Annotated in this window: 27 protein-coding genes and 1 other annotated feature; of the genes, 22 read left to right on the forward strand and 5 right to left on the reverse strand. The window is 54.0% G+C overall.

Annotated features, from left to right (window positions below):
- Window positions 1-48: 48 nt before the first annotated feature.
- From K0H63_RS04775 to K0H63_RS04825, 11 genes are all read left to right on the forward strand, one after another.
- Window positions 49-645, forward strand: a complete 597-nt coding sequence (locus K0H63_RS04775) for a sigma-E factor negative regulatory protein (protein ID WP_220066961.1) — start codon at window positions 49-51, stop codon at window positions 643-645.
- A 10-nt stretch (window positions 646-655) separates the two neighbouring features.
- Window positions 656-1,594 (forward strand): MucB/RseB C-terminal domain-containing protein, encoded by a 939-nt coding sequence (locus K0H63_RS04780; protein WP_220066962.1) that lies wholly within the window; start codon window positions 656-658, stop codon window positions 1,592-1,594.
- Window positions 1,591-2,070, forward strand: coding sequence for a SoxR reducing system RseC family protein (locus K0H63_RS04785; protein WP_220066963.1), 480 nt, complete (start codon window positions 1,591-1,593; stop codon window positions 2,068-2,070). The genes K0H63_RS04780 and K0H63_RS04785 overlap by 4 nt, the downstream gene beginning before the upstream one ends.
- A 96-nt stretch (window positions 2,071-2,166) precedes the next feature.
- Entirely contained in the window at window positions 2,167-3,957 is a 1,791-nt protein-coding gene (gene lepA / locus K0H63_RS04790; RefSeq protein WP_220066964.1) for a translation elongation factor 4, read from the forward strand.
- Between the two features lie 184 nt (window positions 3,958-4,141).
- Complete coding sequence (lepB, locus tag K0H63_RS04795) at window positions 4,142-5,059, forward strand: signal peptidase I (RefSeq protein WP_220066965.1); 918 nt, start codon at window positions 4,142-4,144, stop codon at window positions 5,057-5,059.
- 5 nt (window positions 5,060-5,064) lie between these two features.
- On the forward strand, window positions 5,065-5,745 hold the full coding sequence (gene rnc / locus K0H63_RS04800; protein ID WP_011758997.1) for a ribonuclease III: 681 nt from the start codon (window positions 5,065-5,067) through the stop codon (window positions 5,743-5,745).
- Window positions 5,742-6,740, forward strand: coding sequence for a GTPase Era (gene era / locus K0H63_RS04805; protein WP_203326223.1), 999 nt, complete (start codon window positions 5,742-5,744; stop codon window positions 6,738-6,740). The genes rnc and era overlap by 4 nt, the downstream gene beginning before the upstream one ends.
- A gap of 13 nt (window positions 6,741-6,753) precedes the next feature.
- Complete coding sequence (gene recO, locus K0H63_RS04810; protein ID WP_220066966.1) at window positions 6,754-7,428, forward strand: DNA repair protein RecO; 675 nt, start codon at window positions 6,754-6,756, stop codon at window positions 7,426-7,428.
- A 114-nt stretch (window positions 7,429-7,542) separates the two neighbouring features.
- Entirely contained in the window at window positions 7,543-8,280 is a 738-nt protein-coding gene (pdxJ, locus tag K0H63_RS04815; RefSeq protein ID WP_220066967.1) for a pyridoxine 5'-phosphate synthase, read from the forward strand.
- Complete coding sequence (acpS, locus tag K0H63_RS04820) at window positions 8,280-8,657, forward strand: holo-ACP synthase (RefSeq protein ID WP_220066968.1); 378 nt, start codon at window positions 8,280-8,282, stop codon at window positions 8,655-8,657. Before pdxJ ends, acpS begins: the two co-directional genes overlap by 1 nt.
- A 168-nt stretch (window positions 8,658-8,825) precedes the next feature.
- Window positions 8,826-9,353 carry an Mpo1 family 2-hydroxy fatty acid dioxygenase gene (locus tag K0H63_RS04825; protein WP_220066969.1) on the forward strand — a complete coding sequence of 176 codons (528 nt, stop codon included), beginning with the start codon at window positions 8,826-8,828 and terminating at the stop codon, window positions 9,351-9,353.
- A gap of 31 nt (window positions 9,354-9,384) precedes the next feature.
- Here the strand turns inward: K0H63_RS04825 and K0H63_RS04830 are convergent, their stop codons facing one another.
- Both K0H63_RS04830 and K0H63_RS04835 read right to left on the reverse strand, forming a co-directional pair.
- The gene (locus K0H63_RS04830) at window positions 9,385-10,674 is read right to left on the reverse strand and encodes an HlyC/CorC family transporter (protein ID WP_220066970.1); all 1,290 of its coding nucleotides are present in this window, start codon (window positions 10,672-10,674) and stop codon (window positions 9,385-9,387) included.
- A 93-nt stretch (window positions 10,675-10,767) separates the two neighbouring features.
- Entirely contained in the window at window positions 10,768-11,556 is a 789-nt protein-coding gene (locus tag K0H63_RS04835; RefSeq protein WP_011759004.1) for a cytochrome C assembly family protein, read from the reverse strand.
- Between the two features lie 252 nt (window positions 11,557-11,808).
- On the opposite strand from K0H63_RS04835, the gene ffh reads away from it, so the two are divergent.
- The 10 genes from ffh (at window position 11,809) to K0H63_RS04885 (ending at window position 21,333) form a co-directional block, all read left to right on the forward strand.
- A complete protein-coding gene (gene ffh / locus K0H63_RS04840; protein ID WP_220066971.1) occupies window positions 11,809-13,182 on the forward strand; it encodes a signal recognition particle protein in 1,374 nt (457 codons plus the stop codon).
- A gap of 157 nt (window positions 13,183-13,339) precedes the next feature.
- Window positions 13,340-13,591, forward strand: a complete 252-nt coding sequence (gene rpsP, locus K0H63_RS04845) for a 30S ribosomal protein S16 (protein ID WP_011759006.1) — start codon at window positions 13,340-13,342, stop codon at window positions 13,589-13,591.
- Window positions 13,592-13,611: 20 nt separating this feature from the next.
- On the forward strand, window positions 13,612-14,142 hold the full coding sequence (gene rimM / locus K0H63_RS04850) for a ribosome maturation factor RimM (protein WP_220066972.1): 531 nt from the start codon (window positions 13,612-13,614) through the stop codon (window positions 14,140-14,142).
- Window positions 14,143-14,157: 15 nt separating this feature from the next.
- Window positions 14,158-14,910, forward strand: coding sequence for a tRNA (guanosine(37)-N1)-methyltransferase TrmD (gene trmD / locus K0H63_RS04855; RefSeq protein ID WP_011759008.1), 753 nt, complete (start codon window positions 14,158-14,160; stop codon window positions 14,908-14,910).
- A gap of 27 nt (window positions 14,911-14,937) precedes the next feature.
- Entirely contained in the window at window positions 14,938-15,291 is a 354-nt protein-coding gene (gene rplS, locus K0H63_RS04860; RefSeq protein ID WP_011759009.1) for a 50S ribosomal protein L19, read from the forward strand.
- 296 nt (window positions 15,292-15,587) lie between these two features.
- Window positions 15,588-16,679, forward strand: coding sequence for a 3-deoxy-7-phosphoheptulonate synthase (locus K0H63_RS04865; protein WP_220066973.1), 1,092 nt, complete (start codon window positions 15,588-15,590; stop codon window positions 16,677-16,679).
- Window positions 16,680-16,692: 13 nt separating this feature from the next.
- Window positions 16,693-17,832, forward strand: coding sequence for a bifunctional chorismate mutase/prephenate dehydrogenase (gene tyrA / locus K0H63_RS04870; RefSeq protein ID WP_220066974.1), 1,140 nt, complete (start codon window positions 16,693-16,695; stop codon window positions 17,830-17,832).
- 179 nt (window positions 17,833-18,011) lie between these two features.
- On the forward strand, window positions 18,012-19,676 hold the full coding sequence (hcp, locus tag K0H63_RS04875; RefSeq protein WP_220066975.1) for a hydroxylamine reductase: 1,665 nt from the start codon (window positions 18,012-18,014) through the stop codon (window positions 19,674-19,676).
- A gap of 57 nt (window positions 19,677-19,733) precedes the next feature.
- On the forward strand, window positions 19,734-20,804 hold the full coding sequence (locus tag K0H63_RS04880; protein WP_220066976.1) for an FAD-binding oxidoreductase: 1,071 nt from the start codon (window positions 19,734-19,736) through the stop codon (window positions 20,802-20,804).
- 154 nt (window positions 20,805-20,958) lie between these two features.
- Window positions 20,959-21,333 carry a hypothetical protein gene (locus tag K0H63_RS04885; protein WP_220066977.1) on the forward strand — a complete coding sequence of 125 codons (375 nt, stop codon included), beginning with the start codon at window positions 20,959-20,961 and terminating at the stop codon, window positions 21,331-21,333.
- Between the two features lie 71 nt (window positions 21,334-21,404).
- Here the strand turns inward: K0H63_RS04885 and K0H63_RS04890 are convergent, their stop codons facing one another.
- Together K0H63_RS04890 and hpf are read right to left on the reverse strand one after the other, a co-directional pair.
- Window positions 21,405-23,384, reverse strand: a complete 1,980-nt coding sequence (locus K0H63_RS04890; RefSeq protein ID WP_220066978.1) for a chorismate mutase — start codon at window positions 23,382-23,384, stop codon at window positions 21,405-21,407.
- A gap of 35 nt (window positions 23,385-23,419) precedes the next feature.
- Window positions 23,420-23,540: a sequence feature (Phe leader region), on the reverse strand.
- A 112-nt stretch (window positions 23,541-23,652) separates the two neighbouring features.
- Window positions 23,653-24,009, reverse strand: a complete 357-nt coding sequence (hpf, locus tag K0H63_RS04895; protein ID WP_220066979.1) for a ribosome hibernation-promoting factor, HPF/YfiA family — start codon at window positions 24,007-24,009, stop codon at window positions 23,653-23,655.
- 291 nt (window positions 24,010-24,300) lie between these two features.
- Here hpf and K0H63_RS04900 point away from each other — a divergent pair, with 291 nt between their 5' ends.
- A complete protein-coding gene (locus K0H63_RS04900; RefSeq protein WP_220066980.1) occupies window positions 24,301-24,969 on the forward strand; it encodes a cytochrome b/b6 domain-containing protein in 669 nt (222 codons plus the stop codon).
- Window positions 24,970-25,032: 63 nt separating this feature from the next.
- Here the strand turns inward: K0H63_RS04900 and K0H63_RS04905 are convergent, their stop codons facing one another.
- Window positions 25,033-25,476: a c-type cytochrome gene (locus K0H63_RS04905; RefSeq protein ID WP_220066981.1), complete on the reverse strand. Its 444-nt coding sequence runs from the start codon at window positions 25,474-25,476 to the stop codon at window positions 25,033-25,035.
- Between the last annotated feature and the right edge of the window lie 8 nt (window positions 25,477-25,484).

The raw sequence follows: 25,484 nt of genomic DNA on the forward strand, positions 1-25,484 counted from the left end.
TCAGGGTACGTCAGCCATGTTTTTGCACCCTTAAGAGAGACTTGAGTAATGGAAAAGACCGGACAGGAATGGGTATCTGCGAGTGTTGATGGCGAAACCGATCGTCAGACCCTTGCCGAGCTTGCAGCAGATACGGATTCTCATGCCAAGTGGCAGCGTTATCACCTGATGGGTGATGCCATGCGCGATGAATTGCCTCAGGCAATGCCACTCGATTTGTCTGCCCGCATCGCGGCCGCACTCGAGGATGAGCCTACTATCCTGGCACCCAAGGTTGAGCGTGAAGCACCACAGGCGCCTTCCCGTGCTGTGGTTGTCCCCTTTATGCGTCAGCTTGGTCAGTACGGTATCGCCGCCGCCGTGGCACTGATGGCCGTTGTTGGTGTGCAGAATTATCAGAGCACCCAGGACGATGCGCCACTGCCAGTACTCAATACCCGTCCTCTGGTCGGCACAGCCACGCCTGTGAGCCTGCAAACCGGACCCGTTGCCAACCAGAATCAGGGCAATGCCAACGATCAGTTGCTCGAACAGCGTCGCCGTATTAACGCCTATCTGCAAGATCATATGTTGCAGCAGAGATTGAACACCGGGGCGGTTGTGGACGACAATAGCGAGGTAACCCCAATTCCAGTCAATCGCTGAAGGAGTTAGCTTGCGATCCATTCTTCTGGCCCTCGTGGCCATGGTCCTGCCAGTATCTGCCCAGGACCTGTCTGCCAAGGCCTGGCTTGAGGAAATGAGCCGGGCTCTCAATCAAGAACAGTTCAAAATGTCGGTCATTCATCTTCAGGCCGATCATATACGTCCTCTGGTGTATCTCCATGGCAAGGTCAATGGTCAGGAAGTGGCCTTCCTTGAGCATCTCAATGGCCCCATAAAAAATGCGGTTCGCATTGATAATCGAGTGACCTTTATCGAGCACGACCAGCCGGCGTTTACGGTAAATGCCGACAGAATTCAGGGGTTGTGGCCAGCGGTATTTGCCAATGACCCTGCTGGCATCGAGGCGGGCTACCAGTTTGTGCTGGGCGGCCGCAGCCGCATTGCAGGTCGACCCGGGCAGCTGGTGCGTTTAATACCCAACGATCCCCACCGTTATCCGCTGCAGGTTTGGGTGGATATGGAAACCTATCTGCCACTGCGCTATGAGCTGCTGACCGACGAGAAAGAGTTGCTGGAGCAGATCATGGTGGTAGAACTGCTGGTGCTCGAAGAGCCTGCGCCACTTTTGGCGGAGGCGGCCAAACAGGACTGGCCTCCGGTGATTAATCAACTGGACAGGCACGATGGTCAAAACTGGACCTTCACCTGGCTGCCGGAAGGCTTCAAAGTGGTGGCACGGGATCATCACAGATTGATGGGCTCACAGGAGCCGGTGGAGTATGTCGCCATCACCGACGGCATCGCCAACATCTCTGTGTATGTAGGCCGCGCCGGTAATGTGCCCATGCCAGACGAGCTTATGACCCGCAATGGCCTTGGGCTTGTCAGCGAAAAAGTGGGTAATGCCGAGGTGGTCGCGGTTGGGCGAGTGCCTATGGAGACCCTGAGTCGCATTATCCGCAGTCTGGCGCTGGACAAGTCATCATGATGGAAGAGCTGGCCCGTGTCGTGCGGGTCGAATCCTCTGGCTGGGTGACGGTCGAAGTGGAGGTCAAAACCGCCTGTGGGCACTGTGCTGCCAGCGAAAGCTGTGGCACAGGTGCCATCGCCAGTGCTTTTGCAGGTAAAACCCAACAGTTCTCAATCAAGAGCGCTGAGGCTTTTGAGGACGGCGAGCTTATCCGCCTCGGTCTGCCTGAATCTGCGCTACTCAAAGCGGCGGCGCTGGTGTACCTACTGCCACTTGTCGGTTTGCTGCTGGGGGCCTTCGGCGGCAAGATGGCAGGCTCAGCATTAAGCTTCGGCAGTGAAACTGCCAGTCTGGTGTTTTCGCTGCTGGGGGCCATGGTGGCCTGGCTCTGGGGTAAGCGGCTTGCCAAAAATCTTGAGCGTCAAACTCAACCTGTCATCCTCGCCCGCCTGGGCAAAGCGCTGGAACCCTCTTGCCTGACTAAAGCAGTCTGACTTTCCTGCGGATCAGATTGGTATTGCCCCCGTAATCGGGTACAATTTCGCACCTTTGATTTTGTCTTCCATTTTTAGTTTGGTCATTACCGAAGAATGAAACACATTAGAAACTTCTCCATCATTGCCCACATCGACCACGGCAAGTCCACTCTGTCTGATCGCCTTATTCAGGTGTGTGGTGGTCTGACGGACCGTGAGATGGCCGAACAGGTCCTGGACTCCATGGATCTTGAGCGTGAACGTGGCATTACCATTAAAGCCCAGAGCGTGACCCTGGACTATACCGCCAAAAATGGTGAGACCTATCAGCTGAACTTTATTGATACCCCCGGCCACGTGGACTTCTCCTATGAAGTATCCCGTTCACTCGCTGCCTGTGAAGGCGCGCTGCTGGTGGTGGATGCCGGTCAGGGCGTAGAAGCCCAGACGCTGGCCAACTGTTACACCGCGCTGGAAATGGATCTGGAAGTGGTGCCGGTACTGAACAAAATCGACCTGCCCCAGGCCGAGCCTGAGCGTGTGGCCGCCGAGATTGAAGACATAGTCGGCATCGAAGCCACAGATGCAGTGCGCTGCTCTGCCAAGACAGGTGTTGGCATCGATGAAGTGCTCGAGACCATAGTGGCGCAGATCCCTTCCCCAGAAGGAGACCCTGAGGCGCCATTGCAGGCGCTTATCATCGACTCCTGGTTCGACAGCTACCTCGGCGTTGTGTCATTGGTGCGTATCAAGAACGGTGTGCTCAAGAAAGGCGACAAGTTCAAGGTGATGAGCACAGGCCAGACCTACAACGCGGATCGCGTCGGTATCTTCACGCCGAAGATGAAAGACCAGGCTGAGCTGAAAACCGGTCAGGTTGGCTATGTTATCGCCGGCATCAAGGAAATTCACGGCGCGCCCGTGGGTGATACCCTGACCCTGGCCAAGCACGGTGCCGACAAGCCGCTGCCGGGCTTTAAAAAAGCTAAGCCCCAGGTATACGCCGGTGTGTTTACCATCTCCACCGACGACTATGAAAGCTTCCGTGATGCGCTGAACAAGCTCAGCCTCAACGATGCGTCTTTGCAGTTTGAGCCAGAAACCTCATCGGCTCTGGGCTTTGGTTTCCGTATCGGTTACCTGGGGCTCCTGCACATGGAAATCATCCAGGAGCGTCTGGAGCGTGAATACGATCTGGACCTCATCACCACGGCACCTACCGTGGAATACGAAGTGCTGCTGACCAACGGCGAAACCGTATATGTAGATAACCCGTCCGATCTGCCGGCCATCAACCACATCGAAGAGATGCGTGAGCCTATCGTTCAGGCCAACATTCTGGTGCCGAAAGAGTATCTGGGTAACGTGATCACCCTGTGTATCGAGAAGCGTGGCGTACAGAAGAACATGGTTTACCACGGTAACCAGGTGGCACTGACTTACGATATTCCTGCCGCTGAAGTGGTGATGGATTTCTTCGACCGCCTCAAGTCGACCAGTCGTGGTTATGCCTCGCTGGAATATAACTTCATTCGCTTCGAGCCTGCTGACATGGTACGCCTGGACGTGCTCATCAACGGCGACCGCGTGGACGCGCTGGCGATGATCATTCACCGCTCCAATATCCGTCACAAGGGTATTGCCCTGGTGGAGAAGATGAAAGAGCTGATCCCAAGGCAGATGTTTGATATCGCGATTCAGGCGGCCGTGGGTAACCAGGTTGTGGCCCGCTCTACCGTGAAAGCCTTGCGTAAAGACGTAACGGCCAAGTGTTACGGTGGTGACGTGTCCCGTAAGAAGAAACTGTTGCAGAAGCAGAAAGAAGGTAAGAAGCGGATGAAGCAACTGGGTAACGTGGAAGTGCCTCAGGAAGCCTTCCTCGCAGTGCTCAAGCTTAACGAATGATCACACTCTTTTACTTGCTTCCCTAAGCCCTGCTTAGGTAAAACAACGATAAAGGCGCCGCAGTATGCGGCGCTTTGGTTAGCAGATCCTTTGGGTGTGCTCACCAAAGCGACTGGCTCTGTGTCAAAACTGTTTGCCGCAGAGTTAAGCCAATCACTTTTAATGCCAAGGAGTTAACCCGTTAATGGCTGCGTATTTTTCACAAATTCTGGTGATAGTTACCCTGGTGTCAGGGCTGATTTGGCTGTTTGATGTGCTGTTTCAGGCCCCCAAGCGCAAGGCCGCATTGGCGGTGGCACAGTCCGGCGACGCTAACCTGTCAGAGGAAGCTGTCGAAGCCATCACCAAGGAACCCTATATAGTCGAAACCGCACACTCTGTGTTCCCGGTCATCGCCTTTGTATTGGTGCTGCGCTCATTCCTGTATGAACCTTTTCAAATCCCGTCCGGTTCCATGATGCCAACCCTGCTGGTAGGGGACTTCATTCTGGTGGAAAAATTCAGCTACGGCATTAAAGAGCCTATGTGGCGCAAAGAAGTTATCGCCACAGGTAAGCCACAGCGCGGTGACGTGGTGGTCTTCAAGTACCCTGAAGATCCCAGAATTGACTATATTAAGCGTGTGGTAGGCCTGCCGGGAGACCGCGTGTTTTATCAAAACAAAGAGCTTTATATTCAACGCGCCTGTGTAGAGGGCGAGATTTGCCAGAGCGTCCCGGCCAAGGTTGACCGTATTGCCCTTGGTGACAGTGAGTTTGTGCAGGATGGCGTGCGTCTTAAGCACTACAAAGAGCAGCTTGGCGACGTTGAGCACGAAATTTTGATTAATCCGGCCCGCCCCGACATGCGCGGCATGTTCTATCGTAAGGGCAGTGTGCCAGCCGGTGAGTTTGTGGTGCCGGAAGGCCAGTACTTTGTGATGGGTGATAACCGTGACAACAGTACCGACAGCCGTTTCTGGGGCTTTGTGCCCGAAGAGAATCTTGTGGGTAAAGCCGTGGCCATCTGGATAAGCTTCGAGTTCGATCGTAAGCCGTCAGATGTCCTGCCAACCTGGGTACCCACAGGCGTGCGTTTTGAGCGTGTAGGCGGTATTCAGTGAGTATGATGGAGCCGATTAAAAATCTGCCGAGACTGTGCCGGACCCTGGGCTATGAGTTCAGCGATATCCGTCTGCTTGAGCAGGCCCTGACCCACAGAAGTGCCTCAAACCAGCATAACGAACGGCTGGAGTTTTTGGGTGATTCCATCCTCTCTATCGTGATTTCCGATGCGCTGTTTCATCAGTTTCCCAAGGCCACCGAAGGTGACTTGAGCCGCATGCGTGCCACCCTGGTGCGGGGCGATACCCTGGCGGTGATTGCCAAGGAGTTCAAACTGGGGGATTACCTCAATCTGGGGCCCGGTGAGCTCAAGAGTGGTGGTTTCCGTCGGGAATCCATCCTCGCGGATGCGGTGGAAGCCATCATAGGTGCCGTGTATTTGGATGCGGACCTTGAAACCTGCCGCAGTTTATTGTTGGGCTGGTACGAAACCAGGCTTGCCGACATCAAGCCCGGGGTTGGCCAAAAGGATGCCAAGACCCTGCTGCAGGAGTATTTGCAGGGGATGAAAAAGCCCCTGCCTGAATATCAGGTGACCCAGGTAGAAGGTGAGGCGCACGATCAGACCTTTACCGTGGAATGCCGGGTGACCGACCTTGCCGATGCCGTCGTGGGTGTGGGCAGTTCTCGCCGCAAAGCCGAACAAATGGCGGCGGCACAAGTTTTGGAATTATTGAATCAATGAGCAAGAAACCCGAACCAGGTGTACCGGAAAACGAACCAAGCCTGGAAGATTTGCTGGCACGGATGAACAGCCAGAATCAACCCGAAGAGCACTACGATGTCACCTATTGTGGCATGGTGGCCATCGTTGGTCGCCCCAACGTAGGTAAATCCACCTTGCTCAACAAGTTGCTGAAGCAAAAAATCAGCATCACCTCCCGTAAGCCGCAGACCACCCGTCACCGTATTATGGGAATTCACACCGAGGGGCCGAACCAAATCGTCTTTATCGATACCCCCGGTTTGCACATTGAAGAAAAGCGTGCCATTAACCGCCTGATGAACCGTGCTGCCGCCAGTTCCCTGGCCGATGTGTCCATGGTCATCTTTGTGGTGGACGGCATGGAATGGACCGCCGATGATGAAATGGTGCTGAACAAGCTGCGCCGCGGCGGCGAGCATCGCAAGACTGTGCTGGCCATCAACAAGGTAGATGGTATCAAGGAAAAGGAAGAGCTGTTCCCGTACCTTATCGAAGTATCCAAGAAATACCCCTTCGATGACATAGTGCCGGTATCTGCCAAGCAGGGCACCAACGTGGAGCGACTGCTGGATTTGGCCCGTGAATCTTTGCCCGAGTCAGTGTTCTTCTTCCCGGAAGACTATGTAACCGACCGAAGCCAGCGCTTTATGGCCTCTGAGATTGTCCGTGAAAAACTGATGCGCTTCCTCGGTGATGAGCTGCCCTACGATGCTACAGTGGAAATCGAGCAGTTCAAAATGATGGAAAACGGCGTTTATCAAATCAATGCCCTGGTGCTGGTCGAGCGTGATGGCCAGAAGCGCATGGTTATTGGTAAAAAAGGCGAGCGTATTCGCACCATCGCCACCGAGGCCCGCAAAGACATGGAGCGCCTGTTCGATAACAAGGTGTTCCTCGAAGTGTGGGTGAAGGTGAAATCCGGCTGGGCCGACGACGAGCGTGCCCTTCGCAGCCTGGGTTACGGCGAAGATTAATCCCGGGGCCGCGATGGAAAGGGGTTACCTGTTGCATTCGCGTCCCTATCGGGAAAACAGCGCCATCGTAAACCTCTTGGTGGATGGCGCGGGTCGGGTTGATGCCATTGCACGGCTCGGCAGCGGCAAGCGCTCCAGCCGGGCGCTGCTGCAACCTTTTCAGCCACTACTGTTTTCACTGTCGGGTAAGGGTGAGCTCAGAACCCTTATTCAGCCCGAAGCCTATGCCCCCGCCATTCCGCTGCAGGGCGACGCTCTCTATGCCGCCATGTACCTCAATGAACTCCTGATGCGCTGCCTCAGCCACAGTCATGCGGGCGAGGGGTTGTTTTTCAGCTATCACCAGACACTGATGTCCATGGCCAAGGGGTTTTGCCAGAGTCAACTGAGATACTTTGAGCTGGCACTGCTTGAAGAGCTTGGTGCCTGCCCATCACTCTCGGATGATACCCTGGGTGCGGCCATCAGTGCCGAATGTGCCTACAGGCCTTGTCCCGAGGGTGGCTTGGCCCCCAGTACACTGGAAAAAGCCATTTCAGGCCGGGCGATTCTTGCGTTGGCACAGAAGGAACTCTCAGAAGCCGATTTTGCCGCAGCACGGCAGTTGCTCAGGTTTTTATTGGCGCCCTTTGTTGGCAATAAACCCCTGGTCAGCAGACAACTCTTTGCCAATCGAAACAAAAGCTGAGTTCACACAAGCGTTTGTTGCCAGTGGCAAATGCGTGTCAGCCTATATCAAGGCACGGAGTGATTCAGTACAATGCCAGTCAATATTGCCAAGACAATTCTGAAGGAGTACCCGATGAGCCGCATTCTTCTGGGCGTGAACATCGACCACATCGCCACCCTGCGTCAGGCCCGTGGCACCAACTACCCTGATCCTGTACATGCCGCCGCCGTGGCTGAGCATGCCGGCGCCGATGGCATCACCATTCACCTGCGTGAAGACAGACGCCATATCATCGACCGCGATGTGTACCTGCTGGCCAAAACCCTGAAAACACGGATGAACTTCGAGTGTGCCGTAACTGAAGAGATGCTCAATATCGCCTGTGAGGTCAAACCCACCTATGTGTGTTTGGTGCCTGAGAAGCGTGAAGAGTTGACCACAGAAGGCGGTCTGGATGTGGCTGGGCAGAAAGATAAAATCCGTGCTGCTGTCGAGCATTTGGCTGCCCAGGGTATTTTGGTGTCGCTCTTTATCGATGCCGACAAGACCCAAATTGATGCGGCCCACGAAGTTGGCGCGCCTTATATCGAAATCCACACCGGCCGTTATGCCGATGCCCATACCGAGGCCGAAGCAGATACCGAGCTTGAGCGAATCGCCTCCATGGCTAAATACGCCCATGGCTTGGGTATTACCGTGAATGCAGGCCATGGCTTGCACTACCACAACGTCAAGCCCATCGCCGCCATTCCCGAGCTGTATGAGCTCAATATCGGCCACGCCATTGTGGCCCGTGCAGCCATTGACGGTCTGGAGAAGGCTGTGCGCGATATGAAGCAGCTGATGCTTGAAGGTCGCCGGGGCGAGTAATGTCAGTGTTGGGGCTGGGGACAGACATAGTTGAGATTGAGCGTATCCGCAGCCAACTTGAGCGCGGCGGCGATAGGCTCGCCAAGCGGGTACTGACGGAATCCGAGCTGGCGATTTTTGTCGGCAGCGGTCAGCGCGAGTTGTACCTGGCCAAACGCTTTGCCGCCAAGGAAGCGGTAGCAAAGGCGCTGGGTACAGGCATAGGTCGCGGAGTGTCGTTTCAACATATTGAAACCTACAGCGATGAGTTTGGTGCCCCCTGTGTGCGCCTGACTGACGGCGCCCTGGAGCGTATGCAACAGCTCGGTGGAAGCCAAATCCGTCTGTCCATCGCCGATGAGCGGCATTATGCGGTGGCAACCGCCATACTCTGTTAAGAGAGCATGAGATTAAGGGAGCCAGGCTCCCTTTTTTATGGCCGGTGAAAGGTGGCTTGTTAATGACGGCTTTCTTTGCTTTACTGGTACATTCGTACCAAATAATGTGTGTTCAGTCCGCCTTTGGGCAGTAAAACCACAATAAGAATCCATGCCAGGGAGAGCGTTATGAAGACAGCCGCCGAGCAACTTGCGCGCTATAAGAGTGTGCACCTAAACCCCACCAACATTAAAACCCACTTTGTCGGTATCCCGCTTATCATCTGGTCAGCCTTTGTTTGGCTTGGGCTTATCCGGTTCGAACTGGGCACTCTGGGTGAGGCCAGCGCAGCCATGGTGTTTACCCTGATAGTGCTGGCTTACTACCTTAAACTGCACGTGCGCCTCGCCGTTGGCATGCTGGTGTTTATCCTGCCGGTGCTGTACACCTCAGACATAATGGCATCCGTGCCCCACGCCACCTGGATAGCTGCCGTGGTGTTTATCATTGGCTGGGTATTTCAACTGATTGGCCATAAGTACGAAAAGGCAAAACCGGCGTTTGTGGATGATATGAATCAGCTGTTGATTGGGCCTTTCTTTTTGATGGCTGAGGTGTATTTTGCACTGGGCCTCGAAAAAGCGCTCGAGCGTGAGATTACGCCACAGGCCATAGCGCTGCGAAGAGCCCTTGAAGCGAGCCGCAAGACGGCTTGATTAACGAGACTCATGATAAGAAAAAAGACGCTCAGGGCGTCTTTTTTGCGTTATCGGGGGCCTGATACAGGTCCGGCATAACCCTCACGGTCTTCACCATATTCTCTGCCACCTCCATGACCTCAATGGGGTAGCCTTCGAGGCGCAAACTGGTATTGGGGGAGGGGATGTCTTCCAGATATTCGAGGATAAGGCCGTTCAGCGTTTTCGGGCCATCCGTGGGCAGCTCCCACTTCATCTCTTTGTTGAGCTCACGGATGTTGATACTTGCATCTATCAGCAGGCTGCCATCTTCCTGGGGATGGATCTCCTCACTGGCTGTAGGCACCATGGAAGTGGTGAAATCACCCACAATCTCTTCCAGAATGTCTTCCAGTGTGACCAGACCCTGGATATCACCGTACTCATCCACCACCAGACCGATACGTTCCTTGTTGTGCTGGAAGTTGGCCAGCTGTACGTTCAGGGGCGTACCCTCGGGGATAAAGTAGAGCTCTTTTACCGCCCTGAGCAGGGTGGCTTTGCTGAACTCTTCTTTGGACTGCAGGCGTAAGGCATCTCTCAGGTGAATAAAGCCCACGGCGTCATCTATGGTATCGCGGTATACCAGTACCCGTGTGTGGGGACTGGTGACCACCTGACGGTTTATTTGCTTGAAATCATCGTTGACGTTGATGGCATAAATTTCGGCGCGGGGGATCATGATGTCTTCCACCGTCACTTTCTCAAGGTCGAGAATAGACAGCAGCATGTCCTGGTGACGCTGGGGGATAAGGGCGCCGGCCTCGTGTACCACGGTACGCAGCTCTTCCTGACTCAGGGCATCATTGGTCGCCACGTTGCGAACACCGATAAGCCGTAAAATGCCGGAGGTGATGATATTCATCACTTTTACCAGGGGCTGCAATATCACCAGCAGCCATTTAAGCAGCAGGCTCGAGGGGTAAGCGATGCGCTCAGGATGCAGGGCGGCCACTGTCTTTGGGGTGACTTCGGCAAATACCAGCACCACTACGGTCAGCAAACCTGTGGCGATGGCCACACCCACGTCACCCCATATCCGCATACCAATAATGGTCGCTATGGCTGAGGCGAGGATGTTCACCAGGTTGTTACCAATCAGGATAAGGCCAATCAGGCGGTCGGGACGGTCCAGCAGCTTGGATGCACGTTTGGCGCCCTTGTGTCCGCTGCTGGCGAGGTGTCTGAGCCGATAGCGGTTCAAAGACATCATGGCCGTTTCAGAGCCAGAGAAATAGGCAGAAATCAGGATTAACACTAAAAGCGACAGCAGGAGTGTTCCGGTCGATATCGCGTCCAAGCAAAGGCTCCACTATGGCCAGGAGATGTAAGTAAATACTGGCATTTTAAAGGGGTGTCAAGTTAGCCAAGGGGCTAAGCCCCCGGCGGGGACTTAACTGAGAATGAGTTCCTTGACTATGCGGGCGCCAAAATAGGCCAGTGACAACAGGGTCGCACCGGTCAGGGTGTAGGCGATGGCAGTACGGATACGGCAACCTACTGAGTATTGCTGCCACAGCATGGCGATGTACACAAACCAGGCCATGATGGAGAGAATGGCTTTATGACCTTTTCCCTCGGCGAACATGTCATCGAGGAAGATAAAGCCGGTTGCCAGCCCAAGGCTCAGCAGGATCACGCCGATGATCACCAAGTGGTAGAGCTGTTTTTCCACAGTCATCAGTGGCGGCATGGCCGGGCTTAATATCAGCTGCTTTTTCTTGAGCTTGTTTTGGATCATCGCCAGCTGAATGGCGTAAAGTGCCGCAATCATCAGTGCACTGTAGGCCATGAGTGACAGCACCACGTGGGCCAGCACCTCGGGATTGTGCTCAAAATGGGTAATGTATTTGGGCGGCACCAGCCATAAAAGCGCCACCGACAAGACAGAGCAGGCGTATACCACGGGCACCACCACTATCACTTTCAGACGGAAAATCAGCACGCTGAAGGTGAAAGCGATAATCCAGTTCACCAGTGATATCACATTGGTGAGGCTGAAGTTCTGACCATCGTCGGTAAAAATGGCTTGCTGCAGGGCGGCGGCGTGCAATACCACAGCGATGGAAGCAACGGCGGCAACGGCACGGCGGTTTGGGCCTTCGGCGTGAAACAGTCGACTGGTCACCAGTATCAGGGCGATACAGTAGAAGAACATGGCTGACGCAGAGAAAAGAACCATGGATTACAACCTGCTTTTAGTTTCTCTTGGGCTTCGCGATGCGAAAGCGGGATTGCTGATTTGGGAATTAGAATAACACGACCCTTGCGCAAATGGGCAGTGATGTAAGTTGCAAATTTTAGCCAATTCTGATTGTTAGCCGAAGTATTCTCTGCTCGGCATCCACACAGGCAAGCGGACAGGTAGCATAAACCGCAGGCATCGCTATAATACAAGCCCACATTTGACATTATTAAAGGTTTGCACAGGACGATGTTTGAGAACCTGACCGACAGACTGTCGCGTACGCTGAAGACTATCAGCGGTCGCGGTCGCTTAACGGAAGACAACATTAAAGACACCCTGCGGGAAGTCCGTATGGCGCTCCTTGAGGCCGACGTGGCCTTGCCGGTTGTCCGTGAATTTGTGAACGCCGTTAAAGAGCGCGCAGTGGGCCAGGAAGTGGCCAAGAGCCTGACGCCCGGCCAGGTGTTTGTCAAAATCGTTCAAAGCGAGCTTGAAAAGGCGATGGGCGAGGCCAACGAGGCCCTGAATCTCGCCGCCCAGCCTCCGGCTGTGATCATGATGGCAGGTCTGCAGGGTGCGGGTAAAACCACCTCTGTGGCCAAGCTGTCCAAGTTCCTGCGTACCCGCCAGAAAAAATCTGTACTGGTGGTCAGTGCTGACGTATACCGCCCTGCGGCAATTAAGCAGCTCGAAACCCTGGCCAAAGAAGTGGAAGTGGAATTCTTCCCTTCCGATGTGAGCCAAAAGCCCATCGACATTGCCACTGCGGCTATTTCACACGCCAAGCTGAAATTCATCGATGTGGTGATCCTCGATACCGCAGGCCGCCTGCACGTCGATGAAGCCATGATGGATGAAATCAAGGCGCTGCATGCAGCAGTTAAGCCCATCGAAACCCTGTTCGTGGTAGACGCCATGACAGGTCAGGATGCCGCCAACACCGCCAAGGCCTTTAACGAGGCGCTGCCGCTGACCGGTGTGGTACTGACCAAGGTGGACGGTGATGCCCGCGGCGGTGCGGCGCTGTCTATCCGCCACATCACAGGTAAGCCTATTAAGTTCCTCGGTGTCGGCGAAAAGACCGATGCCCTTGAGCCATTCCACCCTGACCGTGTTGCCTCGCGCATCCTCGGCATGGGTGACGTACTCTCCCTGATTGAGCAGGTAGAGCGCGGCGTCGATAAAGAAAAAGCCATGAAGCTGGCCTCCAAGGTCAAATCGGGTGGCAATTTCGACCTTGAAGACTTCCGCGAGCAGTTGCAGCAGATGAAAAATATGGGTGGCATGATGGGCCTGCTGGAAAAATTGCCCGGCGTAGGTCAACTGCCACCGGAAGCCATGGCACAAATTCAGGATGGTAAAATGACCCGTCAAATGGAGGCTATTATTAACTCCATGACCCCGGGGGAACGTCAGAATCCTGATATCATCAAGGGCTCCCGCAAGCGCCGCATTGCAGCGGGCAGTGGCACACAAATTCAAGACGTTAACCGTCTGCTTAAGCAGTTCACCCAGATGCAGAAGATGATGAAGAAGATGTCTTCCAAGGGTGGGATGCAGAAAATGATGCGCGCCATGGGCGGTATGATGCCCGGCGGTATGAAGCTTCCCGGGCGTTAAGCCCGGATTCAATGCAGCCGTAAAATTGGCCAGTTTCGGTTGCATTCGCCTGAAACTCAGGTAAAATTCTCCGGCTTTCTTGCTGGGACTCTTTTGCGAACACGGGGTTCCAGTTTTTATTTTTGCTTCTGGCAAATCATTAGAGGAAAAAAAACGCATGGTTACCATTCGTTTAGCTCGCGGCGGCGCTAAAAAGCGTCCTTTCTACAACATCGTAGTAACTGACTCTCGTAACGCCCGTGACGGCCGTTTCATCGAGCGCGTTGGTTTCTTCAACCCACTGGCCAAAGGTCAGGAAGAAACTCTGCGTCTGGATCTGGACCGCGTTGATCACTGGGTTGGCAACGGTGCTTCTACTACCGATCGCGTAGCCAAGCTGATCAAAGACGCCCGTAAAGCTGCTGCTTAATGGCGTGAAGGTATAGATTGATGAGCAGTAATCAACAACCTGTAGTAGTAGGCAAAATCGGCTCTACTTACGGCGTAAAGGGTTGGATGAAGATCACCGCCTATACCGATTCCGTTGAAGGTATTTTCGACTATTCTCCATGGCTCCTCAAAGAACATGGCGAATGGCGCGAGGTGAAGGTGTCCCAGTGGCGCTTCCACGGCAAGGCGGTTGTCGCCGAGCTTGAGGGGGTCAGCAACCGGGAGCAGGCTCAAATGCTCACCAACTGTGAGATTGGGATCCTGGCCGAACAAATGCCTGAGTTGCCCGAAGACGAGTTCTATTGGCGCGATCTCATTGGTTGTGAGGTACTCAACACCAAGGGTTACAACCTGGGTAAGGTGGATCAGATCCTGGAAACAGGCTCTAACGACGTACTCATGGTTAAGGCCAACGCCAAAGATGCTTTCGGCAAAACGGAACGTATGATTCCGTATCTGCCTGACCAGTTTGTCATTGACGTCAAGCTGGCAGAAAAACAGATTATTGTGGAATGGGATCCTGACTTCTAAATCGAGGTACCAAACATGTGGTTAGGGGTAATCACCCTGTTTCCCGAAATGTTTCGTGCCATCACTGATTTTGGGGTCACGGGTCGGGCCATCAAAAATGGCCTGCTGGAGTTGCACACGTGGAATCCCCGCGATTTCACCCATGACAGACACAGAACCGTGGACGACCGACCTTATGGCGGCGGTCCGGGAATGTTGATGATGGTGCAACCACTGAAGGACGCCATCCAGGCTGCCAGAACGGCGGCGGGTGACGGAGCCAAGGTGATATATCTGTCGCCACAGGGGCGCAAGCTGACACAGCGGGGCGCAACTGAGCTGGCAGAAACACAGAAGTTGATTTTGGTGTGCGGACGTTACGAAGGTATCGATGAGCGCATCATTCAGACTGAAGTGGACGAGGAATGGTCAATCGGCGACTACGTGCTTTCGGGCGGTGAGTTACCGGCAATGACCCTGATTGATGCAGTGTCCCGTCTGGTACCCGGCGTGCTGGGTAAACAGGCTTCGGCGGAGCAGGACTCCTTCTCCGACGGCTTGCTCGATTGTCCTCATTACACCCGGCCCGAATCTTTGGATGGACTGGAGGTACCGGCAGTGCTGCTCGGTGGCAACCACGAAGACATTAGACGCTGGCGTCTTAAACAAAGTCTCGGAAGAACTTTTTTAAGAAGGCCGGAATTATTTGAAAATCTAGCTCTGACTGACGAACAAACCCGCCTGTTGGCGCAGTTTGTCGACGAAATGGACAGTCCACAGAAGTCGTAGCTCAGTTAATCCTAGTATGGAGTTTACATGAACAACATCATCAAAATGCTCAACGATGAGCAAATGAAAAAAGACGTTCCTGATTTTGGCCCAGGTGATACCGTAGTGGTTCAGGTACGTGTTAAAGAAGGTGACAAAGAGCGTCTGCAGGCGTTCGAAGGCGTTGTTATCGCCAAGCGTAACCGTGGTCTGCACTCTGCTTTCACCGTTCGTAAGATCTCTAACGGTGAAGGTGTGGAACGTGCTTTCCAAACTCACAGCCCTCTGATTTCCAGCATCGAAGTTAAGCGTCGTGGCCGCGTTCGTCGCGCCAAGCTGTACTATCTGCGTGAGCGTTCAGGTAAGTCTGCACGTATCCGTGAGAAGCTGGCGACCAAGTAATCGCCCAAAAAAGACGCAAGTGTTCGCACAGAAAACCGCCCTCGTGGCGGTTTTTTGTTTCTGCTGATAACACAACGCCCCCACAGCCAAGCCATTCCACTCGCCTCTCGGCACCATCTTCGCGAATTTTGAATGAATTTTTATCAACTGGCCTTGCGCCCGGTCGGGTAAACGGGCAAACTGTGTTCTCGAGCGTAATGGTGTAGCATTACAATAATACAGGTTTGAATGTATAGATGTCAGCTGAGGTTGTCGATGGGGCAGCGCCAGCGTCGTTAAACACAAAAGGTGATCCCATGCAGCAAGATACCATCAACAATGTGCACATCAGCGCCGAAAAGGTGCTTATCACGCCACAGGAGCTAAAACGCGAACTGCCATTGTCTGAGCATGGGTACCAGTATATTTTGCGCGCCCGCCGCACTGTGGCAAACATAGTACACAAGCGCGACCCTCGGCTGTTGGTGGTGGCCGGGCCTTGCTCCATCCACGACATCGCCGCCGCCAAAGAATACGCCCTTAAGCTCAAAAAGCTCCATGACGAGCTCAAAGATGAGTTCTTTATTCTGATGCGGGTCTACTTCGAAAAGCCACGCACCACAGTGGGCTGGAAGGGAATGATTAACGACCCTGACATGGATGAGTCTTTCGATGTGGAAAAGGGACTGCGTCTTGCCCGCGAGTTGATGATTTTTCTGGCAGAGCTTGAACTGCCGGTGGCCACAGAGGCGCTCGACCCCATCAGCCCCCAGTACATTTCAGAGCTTGTCACCTGGTCTGCCATTGGCGCGCGCACCACAGAGTCACAGACCCACAGGGAAATGGCCTCGGGCCTATCCATGCCGGTGGGCTTTAAAAACGGCACCGACGGCAAGCTGGATGTGGCCATCAATGCTATGAAGTCCGCCGCCAGTGGTCACCGCTTTATGGGCATTAACCAGCAAGGGCAGGTAGCGCTTCTACAAACCAACGGTAATCCCGATGGTCATATTATTCTACGCGGTGGCAGCAAGCCCAACTATGACGCCGACAGCGTGGCCGAATGTGAGGCGCAGGTACGCTGGGCCGGGCTCGACCCCAAGTTGGTCATCGATTGCAGTCACGGCAACTCCTCAAAAGATCACAACCGTCAGGACCCCGTGTGTCGCGACGTGTTTGCTCAGGTGGTTGCAGGCAGTGACGCCATTATCGGCGTAATGCTGGAAAGTCATCTCAATGCCGGTAACCAGCCCTGTGATAAGCCCCTGTCAGAGCTCAGGTACGGCGTCTCTGTGACCGATGCCTGCATCGATTGGCAGACCACCGAAGCCTTGCTCCGCGAGGGTGCCGAGAGCCTGGCGTCTGTTATTCCCTCAAGATTTGTTATGCTGAAGGCCGCCAATGGCTGACAGGATATTTGATATGACAGAAAAGACCACCGCCGAGCTGGAAAACCTACGGGGCCTGATTGATGGTGTCGATAGCCAATTGCTGTCGCTGCTGAGAAAACGTCTCGATTTGGTGGCCCAGGTTGGAACAGTCAAGCATGCGGCGGGGCTGCCGATTTACGCGCCTGCCCGTGAGGCGGCCATGCTCGGCAAACGCCGCGCCGAAGCCGAAGCCATGGGTGTAAGCCCGCAGCTGATTGAAGATATTCTCAGACGCCTGATGCGCGAATCCTACATGAGCGAAAAAGATGTGGGCTTCAAGCAGGTGAATCCTGAGCTGGGCCATGTCGTCATCATTGGTGGTCAGGGACAGCTTGGTAGGTTGTTTGCCCAGATGTTTGCCTTGTCCGGCTATGAAGTGCGTCTATTGGATAAAGGCGATTGGGACCATGCCGATGGGCTGTTCGCTGGTGCCGGTCTGGTATTGGTGACTGTGCCTATTGCCGCTACCTGCTCGCTTATCCGTGAGCGCCTGGGTCACCTCCCTGCGCACTGTATTTTGGCGGATTTGACTTCCATCAAGGGGGCGCCACTCAAGGCCATGCTGGAGACCCATAAGGGCCCTGTGGTGGGTTTGCACCCCATGTTTGGTCCGGACGTGGGCAGTCTGGCCAAACAGGTGGTGGTAGTGTGCCATGGCCGTGCGCCGGACAAGTACCAGTGGCTGATGGAGCAAATTGGCATCTGGGGTGCCAGACTGGTGGAGGCCGATGCGGGTCGCCATGATAAGGCGATGCAGCTGGTGCAGGCGATGCGTCACTTCTCATCGTTTGTGTATGGCCTGAACCTTTGCCGTGAGCAGGCGGATATAGACACGCTGCTTGAATTCAGCTCGCCCATATATCGGCTGGAGCTTGCGATGGTGGGGCGTCTCTTTGCCCAGAGCGGCGAGCTGTACGCCGACATTATTTTCGCCCAGGAAGAAAGCCTGACGGCGATTTCAGACTTCCTCGATAACTACCGCGATGCGCTGGAGCTCCTGAAAACAGGCGACAGGGCCGGTTTTATCGCCCGCTTTAATGAAGTCTCAAACTGGTTTGGCAATTACTCCCAACAGTTCCTCACCGAGAGCCGCGCCATGCTGCAATCGGTCAATGATATGCGTTCGGTTTAAGATGCTGTTCTTTATGCTGAAAAAGCGCCATTAAGGCGCTTTTTTCATTTTAAATCAGCAACTCCTTAAGATGATCTGCTTCAAGGAACCGAGTTTTGCTGCTTTTTAAATGCAGTAATATCCGTATCCTTCGCTCCTAACATGCATAAATAAAGCATGAAAATAAAAGGAGCCACGTCGTGTTTTGTATTCAGTGTGAACAGACCATTCGTACCCCCGCCGGCAATGGTTGCAGCTATGCCCAGGGCATGTGCGGCAAGCTGGCAGCAACCTCAGACCTGCAAGACCTGCTGATTTATATGCTCAAGGGCGTTTCCGCCTGGGCGGTGAAAGCCCGTGAGTTGGGACTTCCTGCAACCGAGGCCGATACCTTTGTGCCCAAGGCTTTCTTTGCGACCCTGACCAATGTGAATTTCGACGATGAACGCATCATAGACTACGCCAGAAAGGCCGAGAGTCTGCGTAACGAACTCAAAACCCAATGCATTGAGGCCGCTCAACAGGCTGGCATTCGCCTCGATACCTTGCCTGATAGCGCTTCCCTGCTGCTCGGGGCCTCCAAGCCAGAGTTGCTGGAGCAGGCCAGGCTGGCGCTGCCTAACCTGGGTAAGGATGAAATCCACGAAGATGTGATGGCCTTGAGGCTTTTGTGCCTTTACGGTTTGAAAGGGGCTGCGGCCTATATGGAACACGCCCTGGTACTGGAGCAACAATCCGCTGAGATAGCCGCTGAGTTTCATCGCATCATGGCCTTCCTGGGTACCGACAGTGTGGATGCCGATGCACTTTTTACCGCCGCCATGGACATTGGTCAGCTGAATTTCAAGGTGATGGCTATGCTCGATGAGGGCGAAACCGCTGCCTTTGGCCATCCGGAGCCCACCCAGGTGAACACCAAGCCGGTAAAGGGTAAGGCGATTCTGGTGTCAGGCCACGACATGAAAGACCTTGAGCTTATCCTCAAGCAAACCCAGGGCAAGGGGATTAACGTTTACACCCATGGCGAGATGCTGCCGGCGCTGGCGTATCCCGAATTTAAGCAATACCCCCATTTGGCAGGAAACTACGGCAGTGCCTGGCAAAACCAACAGAAGGAATTTGCCAACTTCCCCGGCGCAGTGGTGATGACATCCAACTGCATTATCGATCCCAACGTTGGCCAATACGCGGACCGTATCTTTACCCGCAGCATTGTGGGCTGGCCGGGGGTTGTGCACCTTGAAGGCGATGACTTTTCGGCAGTGATTGAGAAAGCGTTGTCGCTGGAGGGGTTCCTCTATGACGAGATCCCCCATCTGATCACCATAGGTTTCGCCCGTAATGCCCTGATGGCAGCGGCTCCGGCCGTGGTCGAAAACGTGAAAAATGGCAGTATCCGCCACTTCTTCCTGGTCGGGGGCTGTGACGGTGACAAGGCCGAGCGCGGCTACTTTACCGATTTTGCCAAGGCAACGCCGAAAGACAGCCTGATCCTGACCCTGGGCTGCGGCAAGTACAAATTCAATAAGTTGGAGTTTGGTGACATCAACGGTATTCCAAGGCTGCTGGATATTGGTCAGTGCAACGATGCTTACTCAGCCATTCAGCTGGCGATTGCCCTGTCGGAGGTGTTTGAGTGCGATATCAACGAGCTGCCATTGAGCCTGGTGCTGTCCTGGTTTGAGCAAAAGGCAATCGTGATTTTGCTGACGCTGCTGTCGCTGGGGGTGAAGAATATTCGCACCGGTCCGACACCGCCGGCATTCCTGACACCAAATCTGCTCAAGGTTCTCGAAGACAAGTTTGGTCTTAAAAATACCACCACGGTTGAAGCCGATCTGAATGCGATTCTGAATGTCGCCTGAGTTGATGCAAGACGGCGCACCGCGCCGTCTTTTACATTGTGTTGGGGATAACCAGTTATGAGTCAACACCGGGACGCTGCCTTGCTGGCAGCCAAACCCTGGCAGAATTTACCTGCCACTGGGCCTTTTCGTCTTTGCTGCATAGAACGGACGGATGAAACCCACGATGTGGTGACGTTTCGATTTGAAGCCGTAGGGGAACCTGTGCGTTTCAGCTATAAACCGGGACAGTTTATCACCCTGTTGCTGGAGATTGGCGGTGAGCCACACAGCCGTGCCTATACCCTGTCGTCTTCTCCATCCAGACCCTACAGCATCAGCATCACAGTTAAGCGGGTCGAGGGGGGAAAGGTTTCCAACTATCTGATTGATAATTTAAGACCCGGCCATGCCCTGGATGCCATGGGGCCATCTGGCAGCTTTAATCTGGTGGATATTCCCGCCGACAGGTATTTGTTTTTAAGCGCAGGTTGCGGCATCACGCCTATGTTCAGTATGAGCCGCTGGCTGACTGACACCCGTGTGGGCGCCGACATCGCTTTTGTACACAGCGCCAAAAGCGTCGATGACCTGATCTTCGCTCCCCGGCTTGAGTCCATGGCCAATAACCACAGTGGCTTTCGTCTCGGCTACATTATCGAACAGGGGAATTACCCTGACTGGCCCTATGCCACCGCGCTGCCGGGGCGCTTGACGCTATCAGGATTGGACTCCCTGGTCAGTGATTGGCGTGAGAGAACCTTGTATGTCTGTGGCCCCGAGGCTTATATGGCTGCAGTAGAGGCTATGGTCAGGGATGCAGGATTTGCCATGTCGCGCTTCCACCAGGAAAGCTTTGGCAAGCAGGGCACGCCCGTTAAAAGTAGCGGGCAGGGATTTATGCTGAAGGTGGGAGACAAGCTGCATCCTCTCGGAGAGTCGGGTGTGCTGCTTGAGGGGATTGAGGCGCTAAAGCTACCCATCATTGCCGCCTGTCGCAGCGGTGTGTGTGGTGCCTGCAAATGTCAGGTGCTGGAGGGGGATGTTGAAAGGCTGTCAGAGATGACCCTGACCGAAGAAGACAAGGCCAATGGTATGGTGCTGGCTTGCTCTGCCCGGGCGCTTTCGCATATCAGCCTTAAGCTTTAAGTCAGTGTTGGTGGGTATACTTGGGCTGTTTTTGGGGGCCATGGTTGCGCTTTTCTCAATGGGAAAGTAAGGTTAAATCAGGGCCGTGATCACAGTTTTGAAATCGGTTCGATTCACCGTTTCTCGTTTCTCGTCAGCCTTACCGGAGCGAACTATGGCCCAACTGAGCTTGCCCAACGCCACTGCCCAGGACACCAGCCTTATTCATTTGCAATATGGGATGATGAGTGCCTTCCCTCTGGTGCTTCCAGTGCTCTTTGCCCTGGCCCTGAATCTGTCACTGCGCAAGACTGATAGCTGCAGCATTTGTGACACGCATCTTAAGTGGCAACGCAACTCGATGTTAGGGCTGGTACTGGGTTCGGCGGCCTGGTATTGGCTGCCAGCTGGTTGGATGGCGGCAACGGCGCTCGTGGTCGTGCTTGCCTGGTTTGTACTGCGGGTTGTCAAGGGGTGGGTGAGTCTGGTTGATGGGGTTGCCATTCAACCTGTGCCTCAGCGCAAAGAGGCTACAGATACTTTTGGGTAAGCCAGACTCCAATATCTGAATAACGAAAAGGGGCCATGTTGGCCCCTTTTGCGTTGTCATTCTCTATTTCTTCAGACGAAAAACTGCCGCAAGGTGTCACCCAAATGACTGTCAGCGATTGGGGCATCCAGAGATACCTCCACAATGAGTCCATCGGCACCGAGATGCTTGACCGCTTTGGCCTGACGCGGACAGGCTTCTGCTGTCACCGCATAGCTTGGATTGACCAACACCGGCAGGTGGCTTCGTGCTTTCAGCTCCACCAAACCTGCCAAATCCAGAGTGGCGAGTGTACTGCTCTTAAAGCTGCTGACCCCTGACTCACACAGCATCAGCTGTTGGTTGCCTTCTGCCAGAATGGTATCGGCAGCAGCCAGAAGTTCGTCAATATCAGCCATGGTATTGCGCTCGAGCACCAAGGGGAGATGCAGCTTCCCGAGGCGCTCGAGAAGGGGTTGATTGAACATTTGCTTGCCCTTTATCAGGATAAGCTCGACCCGGGAGATGGCATGCTCGAGTTCATCCTCCCTGTTCACGGCCGCCGCGGTGATGAGACCAAACTTTTCCGCGGCCTTGGTGCAGGCATCCAGTGCTTTGGCGGGCTCTGGTCGCTCTGACAGATTATCCAGCACAAGGCCGGCAAAACCGGCCGCCTTTAGCTGCTTAAGGAAGGGTTCGCACCCGTCGAGCGTATCCGGCAAAGAGAGCAGTGCGAGTGCACCAGAATGACCATTGCCGACGAGTAAAGCGCCCGCTTGTACTTCGCTGGCAGTTTCTTTGTACCCCAGGCTGTGGCGTGCAGGGGTATCGTCGATAGCCTGTGACTGGGTTTTGGTGGACTCGGGTGTATCAGCACGGAAATGCTCTGGCTCAATGAGCAGCTGGGCGTTGGAGAGCTGCGTAGGTGCCACAGTTTCGCAGGGGTAGCAACCCAGCACCTTGATAAAGCGGGTAATACGTTCAAGCTCTTTCAGTGCCAGTTGCATCGGGACACTGGCCAGATTGGCGTCGATATCCAGATAAAACATCTCCTCCCAGGGGGTACCCGGAATAGGGCGGCTCTCGAGCTTGCTCATATTGAGGTTGTTGGCCTTGAGCACCAGCAAGGCCTCTACCAGAGCACCTGGCTTTTGGCCTGTCGCCATAATGAGGGTGCACTTGGCGGGCAATTGCTCGGGCACGGCCACGGCTTTACGGGCCACAACGATAAAGCGGCTTTGGTTGACCTTTTGATTGGCGAGTCCCTTTTCGATTGCTTCCAACTGGTACAGGGCACCGCCCTCGGCGCTGCCGATGGCGGCGACATCTTTGCTGTCAGCAGCCTGCACCTTTTCCATGGCTTCGGCGCTGGAGGCGCAGTATTCGAGTCTGAGCCCGGGATGGCGCGCCAAATAGCGGCTGCATTGGCTGATGGGCTGTGGATGGGCATACAGAGTCTTGATATCCGAAGCCTTGGTGCCGGGTTTGGCCAGCAGGCAATGACCCACCTCGATGGTGGTTTCACCCACGATGGCCAGGCTGGTGTGCTGAAGCACATCGTAGACTTCATTAATGGAGCCAGAAGAAGTGTTTTCAATTGGCAGGAATCCGTAATCGGCATGACCGGATTCGACAGCATGAACGATTTCATCGAAGCTCTGACAGCCCAAATCCACCATGTCTACCTGGCGGCGCTGACAGTATCGATTGGCGGCGAGGTATGAGTAGGAGCCTCGGGCACCGAGATAAGCAATGCAATACTGTTGTTTTTGGGTTTCCGGGTTGGCACGGCCATGGAGATAGGCCTGTTGGTTCAGCACCGAGTCTTCGATAATGCTCTGATATAACTGCATAACAAAGTGCGGGTCCAGCCCTTGCTCGCGGCCTTTTTGCACCAGTCTCGACAACAGCTCTCGCTCGCGCTGGGTATCGCGCACCGGGCGCACATCCACTTCTTTACTGCGAGCTACTTCGAGGCTGAGTTCCCGACGCCGTGCCAGCAATTGCAGCACTGTGTTGTCAATGTCGGTGATCTGCTCCCGGGTTTCACTCAGGGGCTGTGGTTTCTCCATGCTGACCTCTGTTGGTATTAACTGCATCGCCTAAGAACAAAAAAGCCTCCCGGTGGTGGGAGGCTTTGAATTTTCACTTTCGTTTTTACACAGAAAATCCGCCTCCTCAGGGGAAGTGAATAAAAAAGAAAGTAAAAACTGCGTTCACGGTAAATTTCATGGCATTAAAACTAAAGACTGCGCCCTTGGGTGTCAATCAAAAAATCTGCATATGTTGCACAAAATAAAGCGCACCCTGAGGTGCGCTTTGTCGTGTGATTGAACGGGGTCAAGCTGCGTATTCCTCCTTATCGTCGTATTCGAAGTCAACTTCTTCGTCGGCTACCCCTTGGGTATCGGCACGCTTGGCTTCGGGTTTGTGGGTCAGGCGATTGAGCTGTTTCTCCAGCTTTTGTCCCATGGCCGTAATGGCTGCATACAGGTTTTCACTTTTCGCCTGGGCAAATAAATCTCCTTGTGGTACCCCAACAGAGGCTTCGATTTTAAAGAGGGTTTTCTCCTGGCTGATAATGATATGTGGATTGATCAGCGGAACATCGTGACGAGCGAGCTTTTCAAAGCGGCTTTCAACACGTTCACGGATAGGAGTAGTTACTTCGAACTGTTTGCTGGTGATTTTCAACATATTGTCGAGCCTCTTTTTTTGTTTCCGTGACTTCAGACTACCAAGCTGAAATCTGAAAGTCGTGAGTAAAATCACGTTTTATCAAGGCGGAAATATCGTTCGCTTCTTATTTGAACGCTTGAACCCAAAAGCCCAAAAAAGCCCCGGATTTGCTTGAATGCGCCCCAAAAGAGGCGCATATTCGAATGGATAACTCATCCCTGCTTACACTCATATCCTTCTCTTTCCCCCTCAATTTGATTACTATCCCCATACTTTTTAAGGCTATTTCCTGTGTATGCGGAGGATGTAATGACGCACGCCAAGGTGTGGGATTTGCCCGTCAGGCTGTTTCATTGGTTGATGGTGACCTTGCTCGGATTGCTCTGGTGGAGCGCCGAGGTGGGCGAGATGCAATGGCATCAGGTGTTTGCCTATAGTTTGATGGCGCTGCTGCTGTTCAGGGTGTTGTGGGGCTTTGTTGGCAGTGATACCGCACGCTTTGCGCACTTTCTGCATCATCCGCTCACCGTAGTGGAATACGCCAAAACGACAGTCAGCAAAGGCGTGAAAGGCCACCATGGCCACAATCCGCTTGGCGGCTACATGGTGCTGGTGCTGCTATTGTGTCTTGCTCTTCAGCTGATATCAGGCCTGTTTGCCACTGATGAAGTCTTTACCGAAGGCCCCCTGGTCAGCATGGTGAGCAGTGACACCGCCTCCTGGATGACCTGGCTTCACAAGCGCAATTTCGATTTGTTGTTAATCCTTGCTGCGGTGCATGTATTGGCGGTGGTGTGGCACCTACTCAAAGGAGACAGGCTGCTGGGAGCCATGGTGACGGGCCGCAGGCGCCGTGATGACATTGACGTAAAATCAGATATCCGCTTTGCACCGCTGTGGAAAGCTGCGATTTTGTTGGTGCTCGTTGCCTTACCCGTTGGTTATTTATTGCTGTGGCCAGCCATTCAGGCACTGTAACGGGTGAGACTGAAATACTAAAAAAGCCTGCAGATGCAGGCTTTTTTATCAGACAACCGAAGCTTAGTCTTTTTTGTAGTTGTCGTGGCAGCCTTTACAGCTCTTGCCGGTATTCATAAATGCCGCCTTGATGGCATCTTTGTCGCTGCCTTTGGCTGCCACGGCCAATTTGGCGGCATTTTCCCGGAACTCACTCATACGGCTGTCAAAGTCCGCCTGGTTTTCCCAGATTTTGCCCAGGGCTTCTGTGTTGCCTTTGTCAGAGCCGGCGATAAAACCTTCAGCAGGCAACTTGGAGAGAGCCGCTACGTTTTCGGCGCGCTGGGCAAACACGTCGGCATTGAATTCTTTCTTTCCTTTGAGCATGGCGCTCATGTCACCAAACTGATAGGCAATCAAACCGAAGGCTGACTGGCGATAGTGAATGGCGTCATCGGCAGATTCGAAGTTGTTGGCGCTGGCACCAAAAGCCAGCAGGGCGCTCAGGCAAAGCAATGTCTTTTTCATTGTTATTC

The organism is Shewanella zhangzhouensis, from assembly GCF_019457615.1.
GTDB lineage: Bacteria > Pseudomonadota > Gammaproteobacteria > Enterobacterales > Shewanellaceae > Shewanella > Shewanella zhangzhouensis.

Excerpts from the sequence above, each read along its gene's own strand:
- K0H63_RS04775 (WP_220066961.1), top strand. The coding sequence starts at position 49 with ATGGAAAAGACCGGACAGGAATGGGTATCTGCGAGTGTTGATGGCGAA.
- K0H63_RS04785 (WP_220066963.1), top strand. The coding sequence starts at position 1,591 with ATGATGGAAGAGCTGGCCCGTGTCGTGCGGGTCGAATCCTCTGGCTGG.
- lepA (WP_220066964.1), top strand. The coding sequence starts at position 2,167 with ATGAAACACATTAGAAACTTCTCCATCATTGCCCACATCGACCACGGC.
- lepB (WP_220066965.1), top strand. The coding sequence starts at position 4,142 with ATGGCTGCGTATTTTTCACAAATTCTGGTGATAGTTACCCTGGTGTCA.
- rnc (WP_011758997.1), top strand. The coding sequence starts at position 5,065 with ATGGAGCCGATTAAAAATCTGCCGAGACTGTGCCGGACCCTGGGCTAT.
- era (WP_203326223.1), top strand. The coding sequence starts at position 5,742 with ATGAGCAAGAAACCCGAACCAGGTGTACCGGAAAACGAACCAAGCCTG.
- recO (WP_220066966.1), top strand. The coding sequence starts at position 6,754 with ATGGAAAGGGGTTACCTGTTGCATTCGCGTCCCTATCGGGAAAACAGC.
- pdxJ (WP_220066967.1), top strand. The coding sequence starts at position 7,543 with ATGAGCCGCATTCTTCTGGGCGTGAACATCGACCACATCGCCACCCTG.
- acpS (WP_220066968.1), top strand. The coding sequence starts at position 8,280 with ATGTCAGTGTTGGGGCTGGGGACAGACATAGTTGAGATTGAGCGTATC.
- K0H63_RS04825 (WP_220066969.1), top strand. The coding sequence starts at position 8,826 with ATGAAGACAGCCGCCGAGCAACTTGCGCGCTATAAGAGTGTGCACCTA.
- K0H63_RS04835 (WP_011759004.1), bottom strand. The coding sequence starts at position 11,556 with ATGGTTCTTTTCTCTGCGTCAGCCATGTTCTTCTACTGTATCGCCCTG.
- ffh (WP_220066971.1), top strand. The coding sequence starts at position 11,809 with ATGTTTGAGAACCTGACCGACAGACTGTCGCGTACGCTGAAGACTATC.
- rpsP (WP_011759006.1), top strand. The coding sequence starts at position 13,340 with ATGGTTACCATTCGTTTAGCTCGCGGCGGCGCTAAAAAGCGTCCTTTC.
- rimM (WP_220066972.1), top strand. The coding sequence starts at position 13,612 with ATGAGCAGTAATCAACAACCTGTAGTAGTAGGCAAAATCGGCTCTACT.
- trmD (WP_011759008.1), top strand. The coding sequence starts at position 14,158 with ATGTGGTTAGGGGTAATCACCCTGTTTCCCGAAATGTTTCGTGCCATC.
- rplS (WP_011759009.1), top strand. The coding sequence starts at position 14,938 with ATGAACAACATCATCAAAATGCTCAACGATGAGCAAATGAAAAAAGAC.
- K0H63_RS04865 (WP_220066973.1), top strand. The coding sequence starts at position 15,588 with ATGCAGCAAGATACCATCAACAATGTGCACATCAGCGCCGAAAAGGTG.
- tyrA (WP_220066974.1), top strand. The coding sequence starts at position 16,693 with ATGACAGAAAAGACCACCGCCGAGCTGGAAAACCTACGGGGCCTGATT.
- K0H63_RS04880 (WP_220066976.1), top strand. The coding sequence starts at position 19,734 with ATGAGTCAACACCGGGACGCTGCCTTGCTGGCAGCCAAACCCTGGCAG.
- K0H63_RS04885 (WP_220066977.1), top strand. The coding sequence starts at position 20,959 with ATGGCCCAACTGAGCTTGCCCAACGCCACTGCCCAGGACACCAGCCTT.
- K0H63_RS04890 (WP_220066978.1), bottom strand. The coding sequence starts at position 23,384 with ATGGAGAAACCACAGCCCCTGAGTGAAACCCGGGAGCAGATCACCGAC.
- hpf (WP_220066979.1), bottom strand. The coding sequence starts at position 24,009 with ATGTTGAAAATCACCAGCAAACAGTTCGAAGTAACTACTCCTATCCGT.
- K0H63_RS04900 (WP_220066980.1), top strand. The coding sequence starts at position 24,301 with ATGACGCACGCCAAGGTGTGGGATTTGCCCGTCAGGCTGTTTCATTGG.
- K0H63_RS04905 (WP_220066981.1), bottom strand. The coding sequence starts at position 25,476 with ATGAAAAAGACATTGCTTTGCCTGAGCGCCCTGCTGGCTTTTGGTGCC.